28 protein-coding genes are annotated in these 19934 nt (G+C 35.6%); 26 read left to right on the top strand and 2 right to left on the bottom strand.

Annotation, left to right across the window (positions count from 1 at the left end):
• Positions 1 to 118: 118 nt before the first annotated feature.
• From rpsJ to LX80_RS04950, 25 genes are all read left to right on the top strand, one after another.
• Positions 119 to 424 (top strand): 30S ribosomal protein S10, encoded by a 306-nt coding sequence (rpsJ, locus tag LX80_RS04830; protein WP_068242832.1) that lies wholly within the window; start codon positions 119 to 121, stop codon positions 422 to 424.
• Between the two features lie 266 nt (positions 425 to 690).
• Positions 691 to 1308 (top strand): 50S ribosomal protein L3, encoded by a 618-nt coding sequence (rplC, locus tag LX80_RS04835; RefSeq protein WP_111293908.1) that lies wholly within the window; start codon positions 691 to 693, stop codon positions 1306 to 1308.
• A gap of 22 nt (positions 1309 to 1330) precedes the next feature.
• Positions 1331 to 1966 (top strand): 50S ribosomal protein L4, encoded by a 636-nt coding sequence (gene rplD / locus LX80_RS04840; RefSeq protein WP_111293909.1) that lies wholly within the window; start codon positions 1331 to 1333, stop codon positions 1964 to 1966.
• A gap of 29 nt (positions 1967 to 1995) precedes the next feature.
• Complete coding sequence (rplW, locus tag LX80_RS04845) at positions 1996 to 2295, top strand: 50S ribosomal protein L23 (RefSeq protein WP_111293910.1); 300 nt, start codon at positions 1996 to 1998, stop codon at positions 2293 to 2295.
• Between the two features lie 53 nt (positions 2296 to 2348).
• A complete protein-coding gene (gene rplB, locus LX80_RS04850; protein ID WP_111293911.1) occupies positions 2349 to 3188 on the top strand; it encodes a 50S ribosomal protein L2 in 840 nt (279 codons plus the stop codon).
• A gap of 36 nt (positions 3189 to 3224) precedes the next feature.
• Complete coding sequence (rpsS, locus tag LX80_RS04855; protein ID WP_111293912.1) at positions 3225 to 3494, top strand: 30S ribosomal protein S19; 270 nt, start codon at positions 3225 to 3227, stop codon at positions 3492 to 3494.
• A 57-nt stretch (positions 3495 to 3551) separates the two neighbouring features.
• Positions 3552 to 3896 (top strand): 50S ribosomal protein L22, encoded by a 345-nt coding sequence (gene rplV / locus LX80_RS04860; RefSeq protein WP_111293913.1) that lies wholly within the window; start codon positions 3552 to 3554, stop codon positions 3894 to 3896.
• 13 nt (positions 3897 to 3909) lie between these two features.
• Complete coding sequence (rpsC, locus tag LX80_RS04865; RefSeq protein ID WP_111293914.1) at positions 3910 to 4692, top strand: 30S ribosomal protein S3; 783 nt, start codon at positions 3910 to 3912, stop codon at positions 4690 to 4692.
• 74 nt (positions 4693 to 4766) lie between these two features.
• Complete coding sequence (rplP, locus tag LX80_RS04870; protein WP_111293915.1) at positions 4767 to 5186, top strand: 50S ribosomal protein L16; 420 nt, start codon at positions 4767 to 4769, stop codon at positions 5184 to 5186.
• Positions 5187 to 5209: 23 nt separating this feature from the next.
• Positions 5210 to 5419 carry a 50S ribosomal protein L29 gene (gene rpmC, locus LX80_RS04875; RefSeq protein ID WP_111293916.1) on the top strand — a complete coding sequence of 70 codons (210 nt, stop codon included), beginning with the start codon at positions 5210 to 5212 and terminating at the stop codon, positions 5417 to 5419.
• Between the two features lie 17 nt (positions 5420 to 5436).
• Positions 5437 to 5694, top strand: a complete 258-nt coding sequence (gene rpsQ / locus LX80_RS04880) for a 30S ribosomal protein S17 (RefSeq protein WP_111293917.1) — start codon at positions 5437 to 5439, stop codon at positions 5692 to 5694.
• Between the two features lie 56 nt (positions 5695 to 5750).
• Positions 5751 to 6119: a 50S ribosomal protein L14 gene (gene rplN, locus LX80_RS04885; protein ID WP_068242586.1), complete on the top strand. Its 369-nt coding sequence runs from the start codon at positions 5751 to 5753 to the stop codon at positions 6117 to 6119.
• A gap of 118 nt (positions 6120 to 6237) precedes the next feature.
• Entirely contained in the window at positions 6238 to 6576 is a 339-nt protein-coding gene (gene rplX / locus LX80_RS04890; RefSeq protein ID WP_111293918.1) for a 50S ribosomal protein L24, read from the top strand.
• The gene (gene rplE, locus LX80_RS04895) at positions 6576 to 7151 is read left to right on the top strand and encodes a 50S ribosomal protein L5 (RefSeq protein ID WP_111293919.1); all 576 of its coding nucleotides are present in this window, start codon (positions 6576 to 6578) and stop codon (positions 7149 to 7151) included. Before rplX ends, rplE begins: the two co-directional genes overlap by 1 nt.
• Positions 7152 to 7199: 48 nt before the next feature.
• Complete coding sequence (gene rpsN, locus LX80_RS04900; RefSeq protein WP_111293920.1) at positions 7200 to 7469, top strand: 30S ribosomal protein S14; 270 nt, start codon at positions 7200 to 7202, stop codon at positions 7467 to 7469.
• 53 nt (positions 7470 to 7522) lie between these two features.
• Positions 7523 to 7921, top strand: coding sequence for a 30S ribosomal protein S8 (gene rpsH, locus LX80_RS04905; RefSeq protein ID WP_111293921.1), 399 nt, complete (start codon positions 7523 to 7525; stop codon positions 7919 to 7921).
• An 86-nt stretch (positions 7922 to 8007) separates the two neighbouring features.
• Positions 8008 to 8562, top strand: coding sequence for a 50S ribosomal protein L6 (gene rplF, locus LX80_RS04910; protein ID WP_111293922.1), 555 nt, complete (start codon positions 8008 to 8010; stop codon positions 8560 to 8562).
• 52 nt (positions 8563 to 8614) lie between these two features.
• Positions 8615 to 8968 carry a 50S ribosomal protein L18 gene (rplR, locus tag LX80_RS04915; RefSeq protein WP_111293923.1) on the top strand — a complete coding sequence of 118 codons (354 nt, stop codon included), beginning with the start codon at positions 8615 to 8617 and terminating at the stop codon, positions 8966 to 8968.
• A gap of 28 nt (positions 8969 to 8996) precedes the next feature.
• Positions 8997 to 9518, top strand: coding sequence for a 30S ribosomal protein S5 (gene rpsE / locus LX80_RS04920; protein WP_111293924.1), 522 nt, complete (start codon positions 8997 to 8999; stop codon positions 9516 to 9518).
• A gap of 37 nt (positions 9519 to 9555) precedes the next feature.
• On the top strand, positions 9556 to 9738 hold the full coding sequence (gene rpmD, locus LX80_RS04925) for a 50S ribosomal protein L30 (RefSeq protein ID WP_111293925.1): 183 nt from the start codon (positions 9556 to 9558) through the stop codon (positions 9736 to 9738).
• 107 nt (positions 9739 to 9845) lie between these two features.
• Positions 9846 to 10295 carry a 50S ribosomal protein L15 gene (rplO, locus tag LX80_RS04930; RefSeq protein ID WP_111293926.1) on the top strand — a complete coding sequence of 150 codons (450 nt, stop codon included), beginning with the start codon at positions 9846 to 9848 and terminating at the stop codon, positions 10293 to 10295.
• 76 nt (positions 10296 to 10371) lie between these two features.
• Positions 10372 to 11724 carry a preprotein translocase subunit SecY gene (secY, locus tag LX80_RS04935; protein WP_111293927.1) on the top strand — a complete coding sequence of 451 codons (1353 nt, stop codon included), beginning with the start codon at positions 10372 to 10374 and terminating at the stop codon, positions 11722 to 11724.
• Positions 11725 to 11864: 140 nt separating this feature from the next.
• The gene (gene map, locus LX80_RS04940) at positions 11865 to 12671 is read left to right on the top strand and encodes a type I methionyl aminopeptidase (protein WP_111293928.1); all 807 of its coding nucleotides are present in this window, start codon (positions 11865 to 11867) and stop codon (positions 12669 to 12671) included.
• 40 nt (positions 12672 to 12711) lie between these two features.
• The gene (locus LX80_RS04945; RefSeq protein WP_111293929.1) at positions 12712 to 14259 is read left to right on the top strand and encodes a M20/M25/M40 family metallo-hydrolase; all 1548 of its coding nucleotides are present in this window, start codon (positions 12712 to 12714) and stop codon (positions 14257 to 14259) included.
• Positions 14249 to 15487, top strand: a complete 1239-nt coding sequence (locus LX80_RS04950; protein ID WP_211307699.1) for a BaiN/RdsA family NAD(P)/FAD-dependent oxidoreductase — start codon at positions 14249 to 14251, stop codon at positions 15485 to 15487. The genes LX80_RS04945 and LX80_RS04950 overlap by 11 nt, the downstream gene beginning before the upstream one ends.
• Positions 15488 to 15544: 57 nt before the next feature.
• Here LX80_RS04950 and LX80_RS04955 read toward each other — a convergent pair whose 3' ends face one another.
• On the bottom strand, positions 15545 to 15805 hold the full coding sequence (locus tag LX80_RS04955; RefSeq protein ID WP_111293930.1) for a hypothetical protein: 261 nt from the start codon (positions 15803 to 15805) through the stop codon (positions 15545 to 15547).
• A gap of 198 nt (positions 15806 to 16003) precedes the next feature.
• On the opposite strand from LX80_RS04955, the gene rpsA reads away from it, so the two are divergent.
• A complete protein-coding gene (gene rpsA / locus LX80_RS04960; protein WP_245897981.1) occupies positions 16004 to 17959 on the top strand; it encodes a 30S ribosomal protein S1 in 1956 nt (651 codons plus the stop codon).
• Between the two features lie 112 nt (positions 17960 to 18071).
• On the opposite strand, the gene LX80_RS04965 is transcribed toward rpsA, so the two are convergent.
• A complete protein-coding gene (locus LX80_RS04965; protein ID WP_245897983.1) occupies positions 18072 to 19640 on the bottom strand; it encodes a hypothetical protein in 1569 nt (522 codons plus the stop codon).
• Positions 19641 to 19934 lie beyond the last annotated feature (294 nt).

Consider the following 19934-nt stretch of genomic DNA (forward strand, 5'->3'; position numbering starts at 1 on the left):
TGAAAGGATGCTTTTTTAAAGAATTAAAAAAAAAAATTAAAAAAAAATCTTTTTTTCCTTGCCTATTCCAATTGCTCCCCCTACCTTTGCAACCCAATCGGAAATTTGGGTAAAGATTATGTCTCAAAGAATCAGAATAAAATTACAATCTTACGATCACAACTTGGTAGATAAATCTGCCGAGAAAATTGTGAAAACAGTTCGTAGTACTGGTGCCGTTGTAACCGGACCTATTCCTTTGCCTACGCATAAAAGAATATTTACTGTATTGCGTTCGCCCCATGTGAATAAAAAGAGTAGGGAACAATTTCAGTTATGCACGCACAAGCGTTTACTGGACATTTATACATCTTCATCAAGAACTGTAGATGCTTTGAGCAAATTAGATTTACCTTCCGGTGTAGAAGTGGAAATTAAAGCTTAATAGCTTAATAGTTAAGAAGTTGCCATCTCCCAATCTGAAAAATGAAAAAGGAGCTCTGGTGTTTAAATAAAATTTTTGACATATAAACAGGCCCTTCGAGGTTTGTTTACTTCCGGTACTTCCAGCGTCTTTAAAGCTTAAATGTTTTAAAGAACACAGTAACCACAAAAAGTGGTAAAAGGGAAAAGGTCGGCAGCAAACAGGGATTGAATTTTGCAGCACTGCAAAATGTCCATTACACCTTCGCGGGGCAAAAACCGCAAAACATGAAAGGTATTATTGGAAAAAAAATTGGAATGACCAGCATTTTTGCCCAAGATGGTAAACAACTGGCTTGTACCATTATTGAGGCCGGTCCTTGTGTAGTTACACAAGTTAAAACAAAAGATGTAGATGGCTACGAAGCCTTACAATTAGGTTTTGAAGACAAGAAAGAAAAGCATTCAACAAAATCCGAGCTTAATCATTTCTCTAAAGCTCAAACTGCTCCCAAACGTTTCGTTAAAGAATTCCGCAACTATACTATTGAAAAAGCGTTAGGCGAAACTATTACCCTCGATATATTTTCAGAAGGCGAAACTGTTGAAGTAATCGGTACCACCAAAGGTAAAGGTTTTCAGGGTGTTGTAAAACGCCATGGTTTTGGTGGTGTTGGTGAAGCAACACACGGACAACACGACCGTTCAAGAGCACCGGGTTCTATCGGTGGTTCCTCTTATCCTTCAAGAGTGTTTAAAGGTATGAGAATGGCCGGCCGTATGGGTAATGACCGTGTTAAAATGAAAGGATTGAAAGTTGTAAAAATATTCCCTGAAAAGAATTATATATTAATTAGTGGATCAGTGCCGGGGCACAACGGTTCAATTGTTTACATCCAAAAGTAATCACCTTTAATTCACACAAATCATGCAATTAGAAATTTTAAATATAAAAGGCGAAAAAACAGGTAAAACGGTTGAATTACCCGAAGATATTTTTGGTATTGAACCAAATGATCATGTTATTTATTTAGCCGTAAAACAATATTTAGCCGCTCAACGTCAGGGTACTCATAAGGTTAAAACTCGTTCAGAGGTACATGGCTCAAGCCGTAAATTACACAAGCAAAAAGGTACCGGTGGCTCACGTAAAGGAAATATTCGTAACCCATTATATAAAGGTGGTGGTACTATTTTTGGACCTAAACCCCATGGCTACGACTTTAAACTAAACCGTAAGGTAAAAGATTTGGCTAAAATTTCAGCCTTAAGTTACAAAGCAAAAGACAACGCTATTTTAGTTATAGAAGACGTTACCATTGACACGCCCAAAACTAAACAAGTAGTTAATATTATGCAGGCTTTACAAATTGCTAATAAAAAAGCAATTATTGTTACACCTGATTATGATGATAATTTGTTCTTAAGCACCAGAAATATTCCTAATATAGCTACCACTTTATTGGCTGATATAAATACTTATGAAATTATGAATGCAGATGTTTTGGTATTAACTGAACAGGCAGCCAAAATTTTTGCTGACAATGAAGTAGCTGAAGCTTAAAAATTAAAAACCGTTTCAAAAGCAATAAAATGAAACCAACCGATATTTTAATAAAGCCTATTTTATCTGAAAAAGCAAATGCTAAACAGGAAACCCTGCGTCAGTATGCTTTTAAGGTAGCACGTTCTGCAAATAAATTGCAAATTAAAAATGCAATTGAAACTTTTTACGGAATAACTGTGGTTAACGTAAATACAATGGTAGTACCCGGAAAAAATAAAACACGCTACACTAAAGCGGGCTTTATACAGGGAAAAAAACCGGCTTATAAAAAAGCATTGGTTACCATAGCAGAAGGTGAAACAATTGATTTATACGCAAACATTTAATTAGATTATTATAGTAGCGAAGCTGAAAAATTCGCATTTAAACTAAACAAACAATGGCATTAAAAAAGTACAAACCAATTACAGCCGGCACTCGTTGGAGAATTGGCAATGCCTATGCTGAAATTACAACTGATAAGCCCGAAAAAAGCTTATTAGAACCATTAAAGAAAACCGGTGGTCGTAATGCTCAGGGGCGCAGATCAATGCGCTATATAGGTGGAGGCCATAAAAGGCATTATCGTATTATTGATTTTAAACGTGACAAACACAACATTGAAGCAACAGTTGTTTCAATTGAATATGACCCTAACCGTACAGCTTTTATTGCCCTATTGCAATATGCTGATGGTGAAAAACGCTACATTTTAGCCCCACAAGGTTTACAAGTTGGCGCTAAAGTAATAGCAGGTGATGATGTTGCACCTGAAATTGGCAATGCACTTCAAATGAAGCACATGCCTTTAGGTACAAACATTCACAATATTGAAATGCAACCCGGACAAGGTGGAAAATTAGCACGCAGTGCCGGTGCTTCAGCTCAATTAGCCAATAAAGAAGAGAAATACGCTGTATTAAAAATGCCTTCCGGTGAATTGAGAAAGGTATTGATTAATTGTTATGCCACTGTTGGTGTTGTTTCAAACAGTGATCATAATTTACAAACTGCCGGTAAAGCAGGTGTAAATCGTTGGAAAGGTATTCGTCCACGCGTACGTGGTGTTGCCATGAACCCTGTTGATCACCCAATGGGTGGTGGTGAAGGTAAAGCATCCGGAGGTCATCCGCGCAGCAGAACCGGTAAATACGCCAAAGGTGAGAAAACCAGAACCAAAGGAAAAGCCAGCGACAAACTGATTATTCAAAGAAGAGACGGTAAAAAACTTACCAAGTAACAATATTTAGATAAACGCAATAAATCGTAAATCCAAATGGGTCGTTCGATTAAAAAAGGTCCTTATGTTGATGTTAAGCTTAATGAAAAAATAAGCGCTATTAACGAAGGCAAAAATAAAAAAGGGGTTATTAAAACCTGGAGTCGTCGCAGTACAATTACTCCCGACTTTGTAGGGCATACATTTGCCGTACACAATGGTAACAAGTTTATACCTGTATATGTAACTGAGTTTATGGTAGGTCATAAATTAGGCGAATTTGCCCCTACCCGCAACTTCAGAGGACATGCCGGTCAAAAAAAGTAAATTAATTCAGGGTAAAATTGCCTAACAGTTTTACCGAATGATAGAAATTAAAAAAAAATGGAAGCAGTAGCTAAACTAAAAAATTATCCCACAGGACCCATGAAAATGCGGTTACTAGCCGATGTGATCCGTGGAATGGAAGTTGAAAAGGCTTTGGCTATATTAGAATTTCACCCTCAACACAATGCTACACCGTTGGCAAAGCTGTTGAAGAGTGCCATTAATAATTGGGAACAAAAAAATAATGGAGCCAGTGCTGCCGATAGTGGCCTTATTGTAAAAACAATTTTTGTTGATGGTGGTCGCACTTTAAAAAGAATGCGTCCGGCACCACAAGGTCGTGGATACAGAGTAAGAAAACGCAGCAATCATGTAACAATCATTGTAGATTCTAAAAACTAATTGAAACCATATTATGGGTCAGAAAGCAAATCCAATTGGTAACAGGTTAGGTATCATCCGCGGATGGGAAAGTAACTGGTATGGCAATAAAAAAGATTTTGCAACCAAGTTAATTGAGGATCAAAAAATCCGTACTTACCTGAATGCCCGTATCAACAAAGGTGGTATATCAAAAATTGTTATTGAACGTACACTTGGTAAATTAATTGTTACCATACATACTTCAAAACCAGGCATCATCATCGGAAAGGGCGGCGGCGAAGTTGATAGCATTAAAGAGGAATTGAAAAAATTAACCGGTAAAGACGATGTTCAGATTAACATTCTTGAAATTCGTCGTCCGGAATTAGATGCTACCATTGTAGGCGATACGATTGCTCGTCAAATAGAAAATCGTATTAACTACAAGCGTGCCATAAAAATGGCAATTGCATCAACTTTACGTATGGGTGCCGAAGGTATAAAAATAAGAGTAAGCGGTCGTTTAGGCGGCGCTGAAATTGCCCGTAGCGAAGAGTTTAAGCAAGGTCGTGTTCCATTGCACACTTTAAGAATGGATATTGATTATGCTAGTGTATTTGCTCAAACCGTATATGGTAAAATTGGTATTAAGGTTTGGATTTGTAAAGGCGAAGTTTTAGGTAAACGCGACTTAAACCCCAATTTTATTGGCGGAAAAAATGACTTGAGTGATAGGAGAGAAAGAGCAAGTGCCGGTGCCGATGAAAGACGTGGTGGTAACCGTGGCGGTGGTCGTGGAAATGAAGGAAGATCATCCAGAAGAGGACAAAACTAAAATAGGTATCAGCCGTATTAGCTATACTTTTTTTAAATACCATATAGCCTTGGCTATATAAAAAAAGCAAACAAATGTTACAGCCAAAAAGAAGTAAACATAGAAAACAACAAAAGGGGCGCATTCGTAATGTTGCTAAAAGAGGTACTGCAATAGCTTTTGGTTCATACGCCTTAAAAGCTTTAGAACCTGTTTGGTTAACCAATAGGCAAATTGAAGCAGCCAGACAAAGTATGACACGTGCTATGAAACGTGAAGGAAATGTTTGGATTAGGGTTTTCCCCGATAAAATTATTACTCGCAAGCCTTTAGAGGTAAGGATGGGTAAAGGTAAAGGTAACCCCGAGTTTTGGGCTGCCGTTGTTGAGCCGGGTCGTATTATTTTTGAATGCGATGGTGTAAGTGAAACTGTTGCAAGAGAAGCTTTACACTTAGCCGCTCAAAAATTACCAATTGCAACCAAATTTATTGTAAGAAGAGATTTGCAAGCTTAAACAAACTATTAATATTATTTGCAATGGCAAAAAAAATTGATTTTAATAAGAGCCTAAGGGAAATGACCGAAACCGAAATTAAGGCAAGAATTGAGGAAGATACCTTAAGGTTAAAAAAATTAGAATTTGCACACGCAATTTCTCCATTGGAAAATCCAATGAGTATTCGTGAGTTAAGAAAAGATATTGCTCGTTTAAAAACAGCATTACACATAAAAGCTTCGGCTAAATAACCAATAAATTGCTAACAATGGTTGAAAGAAATTTGCGTAAAACAAGAATTGGTGTTGTAACCAGCAATAAAATGGCTAAAACCATTACTGTTGCAGTAGAAAGAAAAGTGCAACACCCTATTTATGGAAAGTTCGTGAAAAAAACTACGAAATTCCATGCACACGATGAAAAAAATGAGTGCACAATAGGCGATATCGTAAAAATTATGGAAACTCGCCCGCTGAGTAAAACAAAGCGTTGGAGACTAGTTGAGGTAATTGAAAAAGCTAAATAAATTATTATTGAGATAGCCTGCCTAAAGCAGCCTGTTAACTATCAAATTATTAAACAATGATTCAGCAAGAAAGCAGATTAAATGTAGCTGACAATAGCGGTGCCAAAGAAGTACTTTGCATTAAAGTACTGGGTAACAGTGGCCAGGATTATGCAAAAATTGGCGATAAAATTGTTGTTACTGTTAAAGACGCCATTCCTGCAGGTGGAATTAAAAAAGGCACGGTATCTAAAGCAGTAATTGTGCGTACTAAAAATAAATTACGCAGAAAAGATGGCTCATACATTCGTTTTGACGATAACGCTGTTGTTTTATTAAATAATGCCGATGAACCACGTGGTACCCGTATTTTTGGACCGGTTGCCCGTGAATTAAGGGATAAAGGGTATATGAAAATAATTTCACTGGCCCCTGAAGTTTTATAAAAATGCTGCCTTGCGTTACAGCTGTACAAGTGTGCGACGCAACGAAAGCTGAATATAAATTTAAAAGCTGGTAACAAAAAAATAACTAACCATACAAGGTTATAAAAGGGTAAACACCATGAATAAAAGATTTAAACCCAAGTTTAACATTAAAAAAGGCGACACAGTAGTTGTTATTGCCGGAGAAGATAAGGACTTGAAAAAACCTAGAAAGGTATTAGAAGTTCTGATTGATGAAGCACGTGTTGTGGTTGAAGGGGTAAACATTGTAACAAAACATACTAAACCCAATGCTCAAAATACAAAGGGTGGTATTGTTAAAATAGAAGCACCTATACATATTAGCAATGTTATGTTGTGGGATGCTAAAGCCGGTTCTGCTACTAAAATTAAAAGAAGTAGAGAAAATGGTAAATTAATTAGAATATCAAAAAAATCTGGGGAGGTTATTAAATAATGAGCACAACTAAATATACTCCGAGAATGGCGTCAAAATATCGCCAGGAAGTAATGCCAGCTTTAATGAAAAAGTTTGCTTATAAAAGTGTTATGCAAACTCCTAAAATTGAAAAAATTTGTATTAACCGCGGTGTTAACGGCGCTGTAACCGATAAAAAATTAGTTGATGTAGCTGTTGCCGAGTTAGAACAAATTACTGGTCAGAAAGCTGTACCTACTTATTCTAAAAAAGATATTTCGAATTTTAAATTGCGTAAAGGAATGCCCATTGGTGCTAAAGTAACTTTACGCGGTGATAAAATGTACGAGTTTTTAGACCGTTTAATTTCTGTTGCTTTACCTCGTGTACGCGATTTTAAAGGCATTAGCGACAAAGCATTTGATGGCCGTGGTAATTATACTTTGGGTGTAACTGAACAAATCATTTTCCCTGAAATTGATATTGATAAGGTGAATAAAATTACCGGTTTCGATATTACCATTGTTACTACTGCTAAAACTAATGAAGAGGCGTATGAATTGCTGAAAGAAATGGGTATGCCTTTCAAAAGTGCAAAAAAAGATAATAATTAATCATTAAGTGAGTATTAAAAACTCACAGTATTAATAATAAGAAACAATATGTCAAAAAAATCAATCATAGCCCGCGAAGCAAAAAGAGAAGCATTGGTGGCTAAGTATGCCGAAAAACGTGCCGCTTTAAAAGCCGCAGGTGATTATGCTGCTTTAGATTTATTACCTAAAAATGCTTCACCTGTTCGATTGAAAAATCGTTGCCAATTAACCGGAAGACCTCGTGGTTACATGCGTTATTTTGGAATTTCAAGGGTAGTATTTCGTGATATGGCATTAAATGGTAAAATACCCGGTGTTAAAAAAGCCAGTTGGTAATTTTTACTCCCATTTCATAAACAACATTTAGAACCGTATTTAATTTATATACAATGGTAACTGATCCTATTGCAGACTTTTTAACCAGGATTCGTAATGCTCAAATGGCAGGGCATAGAATTGTAGAAATTCCTGCTTCTAACTTAAAAAAGCGGATTACTGAGATTTTATATGAGCAAGGTTATATTTTGAAGTATAAGTTTGAAGACAATACCAAACAAGGTATTATAAAAATAGCTTTGAAATACGACCCCACCAGCAAACAACCTGCCATTCGTTCATTGGAGCGCGTAAGCCGCCCGGGTTTACGCCAATATGCAAAGCCCTCTGAAATGAAAAGGGTAATTAATGGCTTAGGTATTGCTATTATCAGTACTTCAAAAGGAGTATTAACTGATAAACAAGCCAAAGCTCAGAATGTGGGTGGTGAAGTATTATGTTACGTTTATTAATTTACAATTTTAAGTTAGATAATTAAGCCTTTTAGTCGGGGCTGAACACAACTTAAAATCATTATCAATAAAACTAAAAAACGACTATGTCAAGAATTGGAAAAAAACCGGTACAAATTCCTAAGGGTGTAACCATTACAGTTGGAAATGACAATGTTGTAAGTGTTAAAGGCCCCAAAGGTGAATTAAAACAAGCTGTTGATAGAGACATTATAGTTACTGTATCAGATAACACTCTGAATTTATCACGTCCTACCGACCAAATTCGCCATCGTGCCATGCATGGCTTGTATCGCTCATTAATTGCTAACATGATTAAGGGGGTTACTGACGGATTTAAGAAAGAATTGGAATTGGTTGGTGTTGGTTTTAAAGCTTCAAATCAGGGAAATACATTAGACTTGTCTTTAGGTTATTCTCACAACATTATTTTTGAAGTACCTAAAGAACTAAAAGTTGCAACTGCTACTGAAAAAGGTAAAAACCCAACTATTACTTTGGAAAGTATAGATAAACAATTATTGGGTCAAGTAGCTGCCAAAATTCGTAGCCTGCGTAAACCTGAGCCTTATAAAGGAAAAGGTGTTAAATACTCTGATGAAATTATTAGAAGAAAAGCGGGTAAAGCTGCTGGCAAATAACCATTAACAAATAAAACTTCCGGCAGAATCGGAAGCATAAAAGATAAAAGCAATGAATAGTAAACTTGTTCAAAGACAAAAAATAAGATACCGTATTCGTAAAAAGGTATCGGGTACTGCTACTAAGCCTCGTTTAGCTGTGTTTAGAAGTAATGCAGAGATTTATGCACAATTAATTGACGATGAAAAAGGATTAACATTAGCTGCTGCTTCATCACGCGATAAACAAATATTAGTACAGAAAATTACTAAAGTTGAAAAAGCTAAATTGGTAGGTAATGCTATTGCGCAAAAGGCAATTGCATTAGGTATAACTGCTTGTGTTTTTGACAGAGGTGGAAATTTATACCATGGCAGAGTAAAAAGTGTTGCTGATGGTGCCAGAGAAGGTGGATTACAATTTTAATTAAATTAATACATAATCATTTAGATCCATGTCTAAAATAACTGAAAATAAAGTAAAGCTTACCGGTGAAGTTGAACTAAAAGAAAAAGTAGTTGCCATTAACCGGGTAGTAAAAACCACAAAAGGTGGACGTACATTTAGTTTTTCTGCTTTAGTAGTTGTGGGTAATGGTAAGGGAATCGTTGGTCAGGGCTTAGGAAAAGCAAAAGAAGTTCAGGAAGCTATTTCTAAAGGCATTGACGATGCTAAAAAGAATTTAGTAAAAGTTCCGGTAATGCATGGTACTATTCCTCATGAACAATTTTCTAAAGCAGGTGCAGCTAAGGTTTTAATTAAACCTGCTGCTCATGGAGCCGGAGTAATTGCCGGTGGTAGCATGCGTGCTGTTTTAGAAAGTGCCGGTGTTACCGACGTGTTGGCTAAAAGTTTAGGATCTGCTAACCCGCATAATGTGGTGAAAGCTACTATTAAAGCTTTAACCGAGCTACGTGAACCCGTACAAGTTGCTAAAGATCGTAACTTAAAACTAACCAAAGTATTCAATGGCTAAACAATTGCCTTAGCATTGTTTAAAATTTCTATTCATTATGAAAAAAATTAAAATTACACAAATAAAAAGTGGTATTGACCGGTCTGAAAGGCAAAAGAAAACCTTGGTAGCACTTGGTTTAAATAAATTACATGCCACTCGTGAAGTTGAAGCTACTCCTCAAATATTAGGAATGGTTAATAAAGTTAGCCATTTGGTAAAAGTAGAAGAAGTTAAATAATTTTTGAATATTTATGCTTAATGGTATGTAAATGAAATTACATACCATTTTGCGTTCTTTTTTTAATGCGAGGGGCGATTCCCCGATAAGTACAAAATCAATTAAACATGAAATTACACAACTTAAAACCAGCAACTGGTTCAACACACAAGCAAAAAAGATTAGGAAGAGGTGAAGCCTCAGGTAAAGGTGGTACATCTACTCGCGGTAACAAAGGTGGTCAAAGCCGTGCAGGTTACCAACGTAAAAATGCATTTGAAGGTGGTCAAATGCCTATTCAGCGTCGCTTACCTAAGCGTGGTTTTAAAAACATTAACAGAGTTGAGTATAAAGTTTTCAACTTAGGCCAAATTGAAAGCCTTAATGAAAAATATGCTTTCTCTGAATTTTCATTAGAAAACCTATACATTAATGGTTTGGTAAATAGAACCGATAAAGTTAAAATACTGGCTAATGGCGAATTAAAATCTAAATTAAATTTTAAAGTGAATGCTATTAGCGAAAAAGCAAAATCTGCTATTGAAGCTCTTGGCGGAACTGTTGAACTAATTAAATAATTTACCGTATATTGCCCTGCGCATTTTTTAATTAAGACAGTTTACCTTAGGTTTTCAACTATTAACAACAGTATTTGTGAAAAAATTCATTAAAACCATACAGAACATTTGGAGTATTGAAGAACTACGTAATAAAATTGTTATTACGTTGGCTTTAATATTAGTTTATCGGTTTGGTACCCACGTGGTATTACCCGGAATTGATCCTAATTTGTTAGACCAAAGCAAACTTAATGCAGCTAATAAAGGCTTGTTAGGTTTGTTTGATACGTTTGCAGGTGGTGCTTTTACGCAGGCTTCTATTTTTGCATTGGGTATTATGCCTTACATTTCTGCTTCTATCTTTATGCAGTTAATGACCATCTTAGTACCTCAATTGCAAAAGATTCAAAAAGAAGGAACCAGCGGTCAAAATAAAATTAACCAATGGACGCGTTATTTAACCGTAATTGTTACTGCCTTTCAGGCCGGTGCTTATGTTGCTTATTTAACGAATCCTCAAGGTGGTTATGCTCAAGCCATTTTGTTAGATAGAACTGTATTTACATTTACAACCATTATTACCCTTTCTGCAGGTACTTTATTTGTAATGTGGTTAGGTGAAAAAATTCAAGATAAAGGTTTAGGTAATGGTACTTCTATCATTATTATGGTGGGCATTTTGGCTCGTTTTCCTCAAGCAACTATTCAGGAATTTTCTGCCAAAAGTGAAAAAGCCGGTGGTGGTTTGTTAATTTTCTTAATTGAAATAGCCATCCTGGTTGCTGTTATCATGAGCCTTATTATTTTAGTGCAAGGAGTAAGAAAAATACCTGTAAACTACGCTAAGCAAATAATTGGTAACAGACAATTTGGTGGTGCACGTCAATTCCTGCCCGTTAAAGTGAACAGCGCCGGTGTTATGCCTATCATCTTCGCTCAGGCTATTATGTTTTTACCTACGCTTGTTTCTTTTACCAATATTGAATCTGCAAAAGGTATTATCAAAATTTTTAACGATCACAGTAATCCATGGTACATGCTTATTTATGGCATTATGGTGATTGGTTTTACCTTCTTGTATACTGCCTTAATTTTTAATCCTAAACAAATTTCTGAGGACTTAAAGCGTAACAACGGTTTTATTCCCGGTGTAAAACCCGGACAACCAACTACCGATTATATTGGCGCTATTATGGATAAAGTTACTTTGCCCGGTGCCATCTTTTTAGCCATAGTTGGTATTATGCCTGGTTTCGCTCAAAAATTAGGTGTAACCAGTGCATTTAGTACGTTTTACGGAGGTACCTCATTATTGATTATGGTAGCTGTAATTTTAGATACATTGCAGCAAATAGAAACCTATTTGCTCATGCGTCAGTACGATGGTTTAATGTCTGGTGGTGGTCGCATTCAAGGTCGTCAAAGTATTACTTCATCTGTTATGTAAGCTATTAATTGTTATTGATATAAACCTGTTGGGCTTGTGCCTGACAGGTTTTCTTTTTTTTATTAGTTGTTCAATTCACGAATTTATAATCTAACTACATTTAACTTTGACTTAGGATGTCACGTAGAAATAATATTAATATGATGTATGTAAAAACGGAACAGGAAATTGAATACATGAAGCAAGCTGCCCTTTTAGTAAGTAAAACATTAGCTGAGGTTGCTGCTTTTTTAAAGCCCGGTGTAACAACCATGCAAATAGATAAACTTTGTTTTGAATTTGTGAAGGATCATCAAGCTATACCCTCATTTTTAAATTACCATGGTTATCCTTATTCTGTATGTGCTTCAGTAAATGATGTAGTAGTGCATGGTTTCCCAAACAATCATCCCATAAAAGAAGGCGACATTGTTTCTATTGATATGGGTGTAATTTTAAACGGTTGGCATGGTGATCATGCTTATACTTTTATTATGGGCGATGTGTCGGCAGACGTTTTGCAGCTTGTAAAAATTACCAAGGAAAGTTTATATAAGGGCATTGAAAAAGCTATTGCAGGAAACAGAGTAGGTGATATTTCATTTGCTATTCAAGAACATACTGAAAAGAAAATGGGATATGGTGTTGTTCGTGAATTGGTTGGTCATGGTTTGGGTCGCTCATTACACGAAGACCCACAGGTACCCAATTATGGTAAAAGAGGTAATGGACCTAAACTAAAAGAGAATATTGTACTGGCTATAGAACCCATGATTAACTTAGGTTCCAAAGATGTTTATACTGATAAAGATGGATGGACTGTAAAAACCCGTGATGGTAAGGTATCTGTTCATTTTGAACATGATGTTTGCGTAAAAAAAGATAAACCGCTTATCTTATCTGATTATAGTATAATTGAAGCAGTAGAAAAAAAGAATGTTCATTTAAATACAAGCTATTATTCTTAAATATGCTTGATTTTTTTTCATTCATTGAAAATTGGCTTACATGCGTCAATATTTAAAGTACCTATTTGCTTTGCTCAGTGCTTGTTTTGTTGGGTTTGCTTCCAATGCTCAAAATGATTTGCAATGGTTTCAAAAATATGTTCAACAAAATAAGGAAACCATCTTGCAGCAGTATATTGATTTTGTAAACATACCCAATGTTGTTTCGCAAAAAAATGCCTTTGCTTATAATGCTGATTACTTGGTTCAATTTATGCAGCGTGCTGGCATACAAAACACCTTGTTACTCTTTACGGATAATACAAAGCCACCTGTAGTTTATGGTGAGTTAATGGTGCCGAATGCCACACAAACTATTGTGTTTTATGCACATTATGATGGGCAACCGGCCGATAGCAGTGGTTGGTATAAGGGATTAAATCCATTTAAACCCTCGTTCTTTACCAATGCTATTCATAATGGCGGTAAGGAATTGACGAAAGAAGAATGGCTAAAACAACTCAACGATAATTTTAGAATTTATGCACGTGGTGCTGCAGATGATAAAGCCGGGGTAATGGCTATACTACAAGCATTCATAGCTTTGAAAAAGCAAAATCTTTTACCTACTGTCAATGTTAAATTCTTTTTTGAAGGGGAAGAAGAAGCCGGTTCACCCAACTTAGCAAAAATATTGGCTCACTATAAATCATTATTACAATCAGATGTTTGGATAATTTGTGATGGGCCACAACCCGCTAATGGAAAAAATTTATTGTCGTTTGGTGTACGTGGCGACACACACATGGACATTACTTTATATGGAAGCAAGACGCCATTACATAGCGGGCATTATGGTAATTGGGCACCCAATCCGGCTTGGAATATGGTACATTTATTGGCTTCCATGAAAAACGATAGCGGTATTGTTACCATCCCTAATTTTTATAGCGATGTGCAACCCATATCCAATGCAGAAAAAAAAGTTTGGAATCAAATTCAGCAAAATGATGCATTGTTAAAAGAACAATTTGGTTTCTCTGGAAATGAAATGAATGGAATATCGCTAATAAACGCTATACAACTACCTACTTTAAACATTAATGGTATAGCCAGTGGGCATGTGGGTAATTTGTCCACCAATAGTATTCCTGCCACTGCTTCAGTTAGTATTGATTTGCGATTGGTTCCCGGAAATGATTATTTAAAACAACAACAGAAAGTAATTCAACACATAACAAGTAAAGGGTACTACGTTATAAGCCATGAACCTACTGATGAAGAAAGGATGAAATATCCCCTTATTGCTAAGGTTGAGACCGGATCAGGCTACAATGCACAAAAAACACCCATAGATTGGCCAATGTCGCAACAAATTATTAAGGCAGTTAATGAAGTATCACCTAACGGATTAATCATCATGCCATTAACAGGTGGAAGCTTACCCTTAATTATTATTGAACAACAATTAGGCGCAAAAGCTATATCGTTACCCATTGCTAATTATGATGACAATCAGCATGCCGCTAACGAAAATATACGGATAGGTAATTTTTGGAATGGCATAAAAGAGATTCTTTCAATTATGACTATGAAAAATGGGCAATAAAAAAGTTTTAATGGTGGTTGGTGGTGGAGCTGCAGGTTTTTTCTGCGCTATTAATGCAGCTGAAATGAATCCGGACTTAGAGGTAGTTATTCTTGAAAAATCCAATAAGGTACTTTCAAAAGTTAAAATTAGTGGTGGTGGCCGTTGTAATGTTACCCATGCTTGCTTTGATATATCAGAACTTATTCAATATTATCCAAGGGGGGGCCAATTTTTAAAAAAATGCTTTCATTGGTTTAACCCTCAGCACACCATTCAATGGTTTAAGTTGCGTAATGTTCATTTAGTTGCCGAGCCCGATGGAAGAATGTTTAGTTCTACCAACACTTCGCAAACAATCATCAATTGTTTCTTAGATGAAGCGAGGAAAAAAAATATTAGAATAATGTTGAATAAAAATATTACTTCAATTATTTCTGCTAATCAACTTTTTAAATTAACAACACATACTTCAGAAACATTCGAAGCCAATTATGTTTGTATAACTACCGGTGGATTTCCTAAACCGGAACAATGGAATTGGATAGCCGCATTAGGGCATACAATTGTACCTCCGGTTCCTTCATTATTTACATTTAATATGCACAAACATGCCATTCAGCAATTATCAGGCATTGCAATACCAAATGTATGTGTGCGTATTGCGAATACTAAATTAGAACAAAGCGGTGCACTGTTAATAACGCATTTTGGTTTTAGTGGTCCGGCAATTCTAAAATTATCGGCTTGGGGCGCCAGGTGGTTGGCAGAAAACAATTACCATTTTAACATCAATATTAATTGGATATCTAATGAAACTGAGCATACTATTCGCTCTTCATTACAAACATATCGTTCAACCAATCCTAAGCAGTCAATAGGTACCCGTTGTATGTATAATTTCCCTGAAAGATTATGGCATTATTTTTTAACTGCAGTTCAAATAAATCCACAAAGTAAATGGGCTGATATTTCAAATCAACAAATTAATCAGCTTATTAAAAAATTGCTGTACGATAGTTATTTAATTCAAGGTAAAACAACATTTAAAGACGAGTTTGTTACAGCAGGCGGTGTTCAATTAAATGAGGTAAATGCTAATACAATGGAAAGTAAGAAAATTCCCGGATTATATTTTGCCGGAGAAGTTTTGGATATTGATGGTGTTACCGGTGGTTTTAATTTTCAAAATGCTTGGACAACAGCCTTCATAGCTGCATCTGCCATTGCCAAATCATCGCGGCAATAAAATAAAAAACTGCCCATTGTTTTAGTGGGCAGTTTAGCATTTATTTCTAATATTTTATTAGCCATTCTTTTTTGGTGTTTTATTGGCTTTGTAGCGCATATCGGGGGTACCATCTTTTTTCTTAGGACCTTCCTGTTTTTTCTGCATCTTATTTTCTTTATAACGCATATCGGCTGATCCATCTTTTTTAGTGTGTACCTGTTTAGTAGTAGTTGTTTCTTTTTTTGTTTTTGTAGGTTGCTGTGTTTTAGCAGCTTGTGCAAAAGAAACAGTAGTTAAAAAGGCTAATGCCATAAATAATGATAGAATTTTTTTCATTTTTCATTGTTTTAGATGATGTAATAGTTGAATTGCAGTTTTACCAACGAAAACTGGTCAATAAATATATTAAAACTTTCTTTTGGTTGTGCTGTTATTTTTTTTTGAATAGATATTTTTAGGGCCACCTAGAAAAGCCCCCAATTTTTAAATAAAACCCCCTAAAATTCATCGTTTATCTGTCAAAAATGCCTACTTTTGCAGCCCGAATTAAACCAATCGGGTATTATTATGATTATTTACAAACAATTAAACGCTGATGCACAGGAGCCTGCATCTGGTGCTGCTCAGGAAGCAGTGCAAGAACAAGCTACAGCGACAACAACTGCACCTGTGGCCGAGCCTGTTGTAGAAACAGCTCATGATGATTTTGACTGGAGTGTAGACAAACGTAATGTAAGTACTTACACTTCTGATGAAAAAGCCAAATACGACAAAGTGTATGAAAACACGTTCGTACAAATTGAAGATGGCGAAATTTTACAAGGCGATGTAGTTGCCTTAACTAAAACCGATGCTGTAATTAATATTGGTTTTAAAAGTGATGGCTTGGTTTCTTTAAACGAATTCCGCGATATGCCGGGCTTAAAAGTTGGCGATAAAGTGGAAGTAATGGTGGTTGAAAAAGAAGACCGCAATGGAAACTTACACCTTAGTCGCAAATCAGCTCGTATTTTCCGTGCCTGGGAAAAAATTGTTGAAGTTCATAAAACCGGCGAAGTGGTTACAGGTACCGTTACATCTAAAACAAAAGGTGGCTTAATTGTAGATGTATTTGGAATGGAAACTTTCTTACCCGGCTCTCAAATTGATGTTAAGCCTGTAACTGATTACGATCAGTTTGTTGGTAAAACAATGGAATTTAAAGTGGTTAAAATAAATGAAACCATTAAGAATGCCGTAGTATCTCACAAAGCCTTAATTGAAAGTGATATTGAAGCGCAACGTGCTGAAATCATGAGTAAATTAGAAAAAGGTCAGGTATTGGAAGGTACTGTTAAAAACATTACCGACTTCGGTGCCTTTATGGATTTGGGCGGCTTAGATGGTTTATTGTACATTACCGATATTTCTTGGGGAAGAATTTCTCATCCATCTGAAGTAGTTAAAATGGATCAGAAATTACAAGTTGTTGTTTTAGACTTTGATGATGATAAAAAACGTATCAGCTTAGGTTTAAAACAATTAACTCCGCATCCTTGGGATGTATTACCGGCTGATTTAGTAGAAGGTGCTGTAGTGAAAGGTAAAGTGGTGAATATTGAAGATTATGGTGCATTCCTTGAAATTCAACCCGGTGTTGAAGGCTTAGTTCACGTTTCAGAAATTACATGGGCTAATACACCTATTAATGCTAAAGAATTCTTTAAACTGGGTGATGAATACGAAGCTAAAGTAGTTACTTTAGATAAAGAAGCTCGCAAAATGAGTCTGTCAATTAAACAAATGACAGAAGACCCATGGAGCACTATCGAAACCAAATTTGCAGAAGGAAGTAAGCACAAAGGTTTGGTTAAAAACATTACTCCTTACGGCGTATTTGTTGAGTTAGAAGCCGGTATTGGTGGAATGATTCACATTAGCGACTTAAGCTGGTTAAAACGCTTTAACCACCCAAGTGAATATGTAAAAGTTGGTGATTATATTGATACCATCATTCTTGGAATTGATAAAGAGAACAGAAAATTACAATTAGGACATAAACAATTAGAGGAAGATCCTTGGAATGCTTTAGAAGAAACCTTTGGTGTAGGTACTGTACATGAGGGCACTGTTATTCGTAAAGATGATAAAGGTGCTATTGTGCAATTACCCTATGGCTTGGAAGGTTTTGCGCCCAATCGTCATTTAGTAAAAGAAGATGGTAAATCAGTTGGCGCTGACGAAACCGCTCAATTTATTGTAATTGAGTTTGACAGAAATGAAAAGCGCATTGTATTAAGTCATAGCAAAATATGGGAACAAGCTCAAGCAGAAGAAAAAGAAGCTGTTAAGAAAGAAGCAAAAGCTGAAGCTGAAAAAACCAAAAAGGCTGTGAAGAATATTCAAAGCAAGGTTGAAAAAGCTACCCTTGGTGACTTAGGTGCCTTAGCTGATATTCGCGCTAAACTTGAAGGTGACGAAAAAGAGGGCGATAACAAAGACAACAAATAAAATTTGTTGATGAATATTAAAAAAAGCGGTTGCTTCTTAGGAAGTAGCCGCTTTTATTTTTTACAAATCCACACCTCGCATATATCAATATTTTTTATGCTTAATTAAAATTTTAATTTGTTATTTGATATCTTCTTTTTTTGCTTTGTTGATATTTGTTATAAATTACGTTACTCATTGTTGTATTATAAACTTTCGATTCAAGCCATGAAATAATATCTAAATAAGCAAAGGCTCTTGTTTCAAATCTGTTTTTTTCCAGGTGCTTAATCTTTGATAACAAAATGGTTAGTTCTTCATGCATTTTAACTTTTCCGGCATAGAATGATCTTCGTAAAAAACCAAAAATTTCCTCTTCTACAATGGTTAGATTTTGCATCTTGGCCATATAACGATACACCGATTTAATCAGTGAATCCATAATATCTAAATTCCCCAACTCGTAATGAGCCAACAAATGCATTAAGCGTGCATAGCATTGCAAATCGTTCCGCAACGAAAAATTATCATTAATAATTTTTTGCAGATAATCAATGCATTTAGCAAACTGCCTGCTACCAAAATATAACGATGCAATTTTATAATTAAAAACTAAAATACGATGTGCATCAATGAATCTTTCCAATTTCTGCATTTCGGTTTCCATTTCAGGAACCATGGTTAAACCTTCTTCAAACGTACCGGTCATTAAGTGCCAGTTTATTTTTGCGCTGTATATGTAAATGAAAGTTTGCGTTCTAAAATTATCGTGCTTGTTAGCCACTTCACTTTTTGCAAAAGCCTCAAATCGTTTCAATGTAATTTGAAATTTTTCATAATTTCTTAAATCGAAATGTGCATTTAATAAGTTATGAATACCTTTAATAAAATGGCCGGTTTCAACGGCAATCATGTTAGGATGTTCATCAAACAGTGTTAGCCATTTTTCGGAATAGCGATAATACATTAAAAAATCTTGCCTAATAAAAGCATACCAAGTATAGCTTTGGTATAAATATAAACGTTCATAAAATCCGTTTAACCGAAAGGCATTAGGCGGCAAATTTTCTTTAAAAAACATTTTAACATCTGTTTCATCCTGTTCATTGCGGGCATGGCCATTTTTGATGTACCAGGTATATAAATGCAAGGCAAGGTTTGACAATGCAGAAACTTGCGTAACATGTTCACTAACCTTAATAGCTTCAGCTGTTATTTGCATTGTTTTACCCGGCATACTTCGGGTAATATGCAAGGTTTCAATTTTTTTCTCCAGCGATAGAACCTGGGTCATGAAATTGAATTTGTTGGCTGCAATAGCTATTTCCCTAGCCCGTTCCAATATTTTAAGACTTTGCAAGAAAAGCCCTTTGTTATAAAGAATGCGTGCATAGTCTAATTGTTCATTCAACTGCAAATCAATACTGTCTGCACTTTTCAACAATCTTAAACTTGCTAACACTTGTTTGTATAAATGTGTTTTTAAATTGGCTAATTGAGGTTTGCTAATATTATTTAGTCGCTTTAATAAAAGTTTTTCATCATAATCCTGCATTTTTTCAAGCGCATCAAATAGTTGCACTACTTTTAAATCTTCTTTAGTTGAACTCCGTTTAATATATAATTTAAAATGCCGTTTTTCCGACTTTTCTAGTGATTGAATCAGCAGGAATAAAGCATCTGAATTTCTGTTGGGCATCATGTATATTTTTGTGTGAAACGCTTTATTTATGCGGGTTTGGCACAATTTATTTATTTTTTACCATAATAAAATCATGCCTAACTTAATTTCCCGCAATAAAAAACCCATCTTACTTTTGCATAGTGAAGATGAGTTAAGGTATTGAAGCAATCGTTAAAGAGGCAAATCGTTAGAGGCAAAATCTTCGAGAAGTTTATTAAAAACTTCTTTTAAAAAGAATTCTAAGAATTTTCATATGGCAAGCAATCGTTAGAGGTCGTTCTGTTTCTACAGGATGGCCCTTTTTTTTAAAGG

Source organism: Hydrotalea sandarakina, from assembly GCF_003254115.1.
Lineage (GTDB): Bacteria > Bacteroidota > Bacteroidia > Chitinophagales > Chitinophagaceae > Hydrotalea > Hydrotalea sandarakina.

What these genes read in the sequence shown, in the direction of transcription:
- rpsJ (WP_068242832.1), top strand. Translation starts at nt 119, where the DNA reads ATGTCTCAAAGAATCAGAATAAAATTACAATCTTACGATCACAACTTG.
- rplC (WP_111293908.1), top strand. Translation starts at nt 691, where the DNA reads ATGAAAGGTATTATTGGAAAAAAAATTGGAATGACCAGCATTTTTGCC.
- rplD (WP_111293909.1), top strand. Translation starts at nt 1,331, where the DNA reads ATGCAATTAGAAATTTTAAATATAAAAGGCGAAAAAACAGGTAAAACG.
- rplW (WP_111293910.1), top strand. Translation starts at nt 1,996, where the DNA reads ATGAAACCAACCGATATTTTAATAAAGCCTATTTTATCTGAAAAAGCA.
- rplB (WP_111293911.1), top strand. Translation starts at nt 2,349, where the DNA reads ATGGCATTAAAAAAGTACAAACCAATTACAGCCGGCACTCGTTGGAGA.
- rpsS (WP_111293912.1), top strand. Translation starts at nt 3,225, where the DNA reads ATGGGTCGTTCGATTAAAAAAGGTCCTTATGTTGATGTTAAGCTTAAT.
- rplV (WP_111293913.1), top strand. Translation starts at nt 3,552, where the DNA reads ATGGAAGCAGTAGCTAAACTAAAAAATTATCCCACAGGACCCATGAAA.
- rpsC (WP_111293914.1), top strand. Translation starts at nt 3,910, where the DNA reads ATGGGTCAGAAAGCAAATCCAATTGGTAACAGGTTAGGTATCATCCGC.
- rplP (WP_111293915.1), top strand. Translation starts at nt 4,767, where the DNA reads ATGTTACAGCCAAAAAGAAGTAAACATAGAAAACAACAAAAGGGGCGC.
- rpmC (WP_111293916.1), top strand. Translation starts at nt 5,210, where the DNA reads ATGGCAAAAAAAATTGATTTTAATAAGAGCCTAAGGGAAATGACCGAA.
- rpsQ (WP_111293917.1), top strand. Translation starts at nt 5,437, where the DNA reads ATGGTTGAAAGAAATTTGCGTAAAACAAGAATTGGTGTTGTAACCAGC.
- rplN (WP_068242586.1), top strand. Translation starts at nt 5,751, where the DNA reads ATGATTCAGCAAGAAAGCAGATTAAATGTAGCTGACAATAGCGGTGCC.
- rplX (WP_111293918.1), top strand. Translation starts at nt 6,238, where the DNA reads ATGAATAAAAGATTTAAACCCAAGTTTAACATTAAAAAAGGCGACACA.
- rplE (WP_111293919.1), top strand. Translation starts at nt 6,576, where the DNA reads ATGAGCACAACTAAATATACTCCGAGAATGGCGTCAAAATATCGCCAG.
- rpsN (WP_111293920.1), top strand. Translation starts at nt 7,200, where the DNA reads ATGTCAAAAAAATCAATCATAGCCCGCGAAGCAAAAAGAGAAGCATTG.
- rpsH (WP_111293921.1), top strand. Translation starts at nt 7,523, where the DNA reads ATGGTAACTGATCCTATTGCAGACTTTTTAACCAGGATTCGTAATGCT.
- rplF (WP_111293922.1), top strand. Translation starts at nt 8,008, where the DNA reads ATGTCAAGAATTGGAAAAAAACCGGTACAAATTCCTAAGGGTGTAACC.
- rplR (WP_111293923.1), top strand. Translation starts at nt 8,615, where the DNA reads ATGAATAGTAAACTTGTTCAAAGACAAAAAATAAGATACCGTATTCGT.
- rpsE (WP_111293924.1), top strand. Translation starts at nt 8,997, where the DNA reads ATGTCTAAAATAACTGAAAATAAAGTAAAGCTTACCGGTGAAGTTGAA.
- rpmD (WP_111293925.1), top strand. Translation starts at nt 9,556, where the DNA reads ATGAAAAAAATTAAAATTACACAAATAAAAAGTGGTATTGACCGGTCT.
- rplO (WP_111293926.1), top strand. Translation starts at nt 9,846, where the DNA reads ATGAAATTACACAACTTAAAACCAGCAACTGGTTCAACACACAAGCAA.
- map (WP_111293928.1), top strand. Translation starts at nt 11,865, where the DNA reads ATGATGTATGTAAAAACGGAACAGGAAATTGAATACATGAAGCAAGCT.
- LX80_RS04945 (WP_111293929.1), top strand. Translation starts at nt 12,712, where the DNA reads ATGCGTCAATATTTAAAGTACCTATTTGCTTTGCTCAGTGCTTGTTTT.
- LX80_RS04950 (WP_211307699.1), top strand. Translation starts at nt 14,249, where the DNA reads ATGGGCAATAAAAAAGTTTTAATGGTGGTTGGTGGTGGAGCTGCAGGT.
- LX80_RS04955 (WP_111293930.1), bottom strand. Translation starts at nt 15,805, where the DNA reads ATGAAAAAAATTCTATCATTATTTATGGCATTAGCCTTTTTAACTACT.
- LX80_RS04965 (WP_245897983.1), bottom strand. Translation starts at nt 19,640, where the DNA reads ATGATGCCCAACAGAAATTCAGATGCTTTATTCCTGCTGATTCAATCA.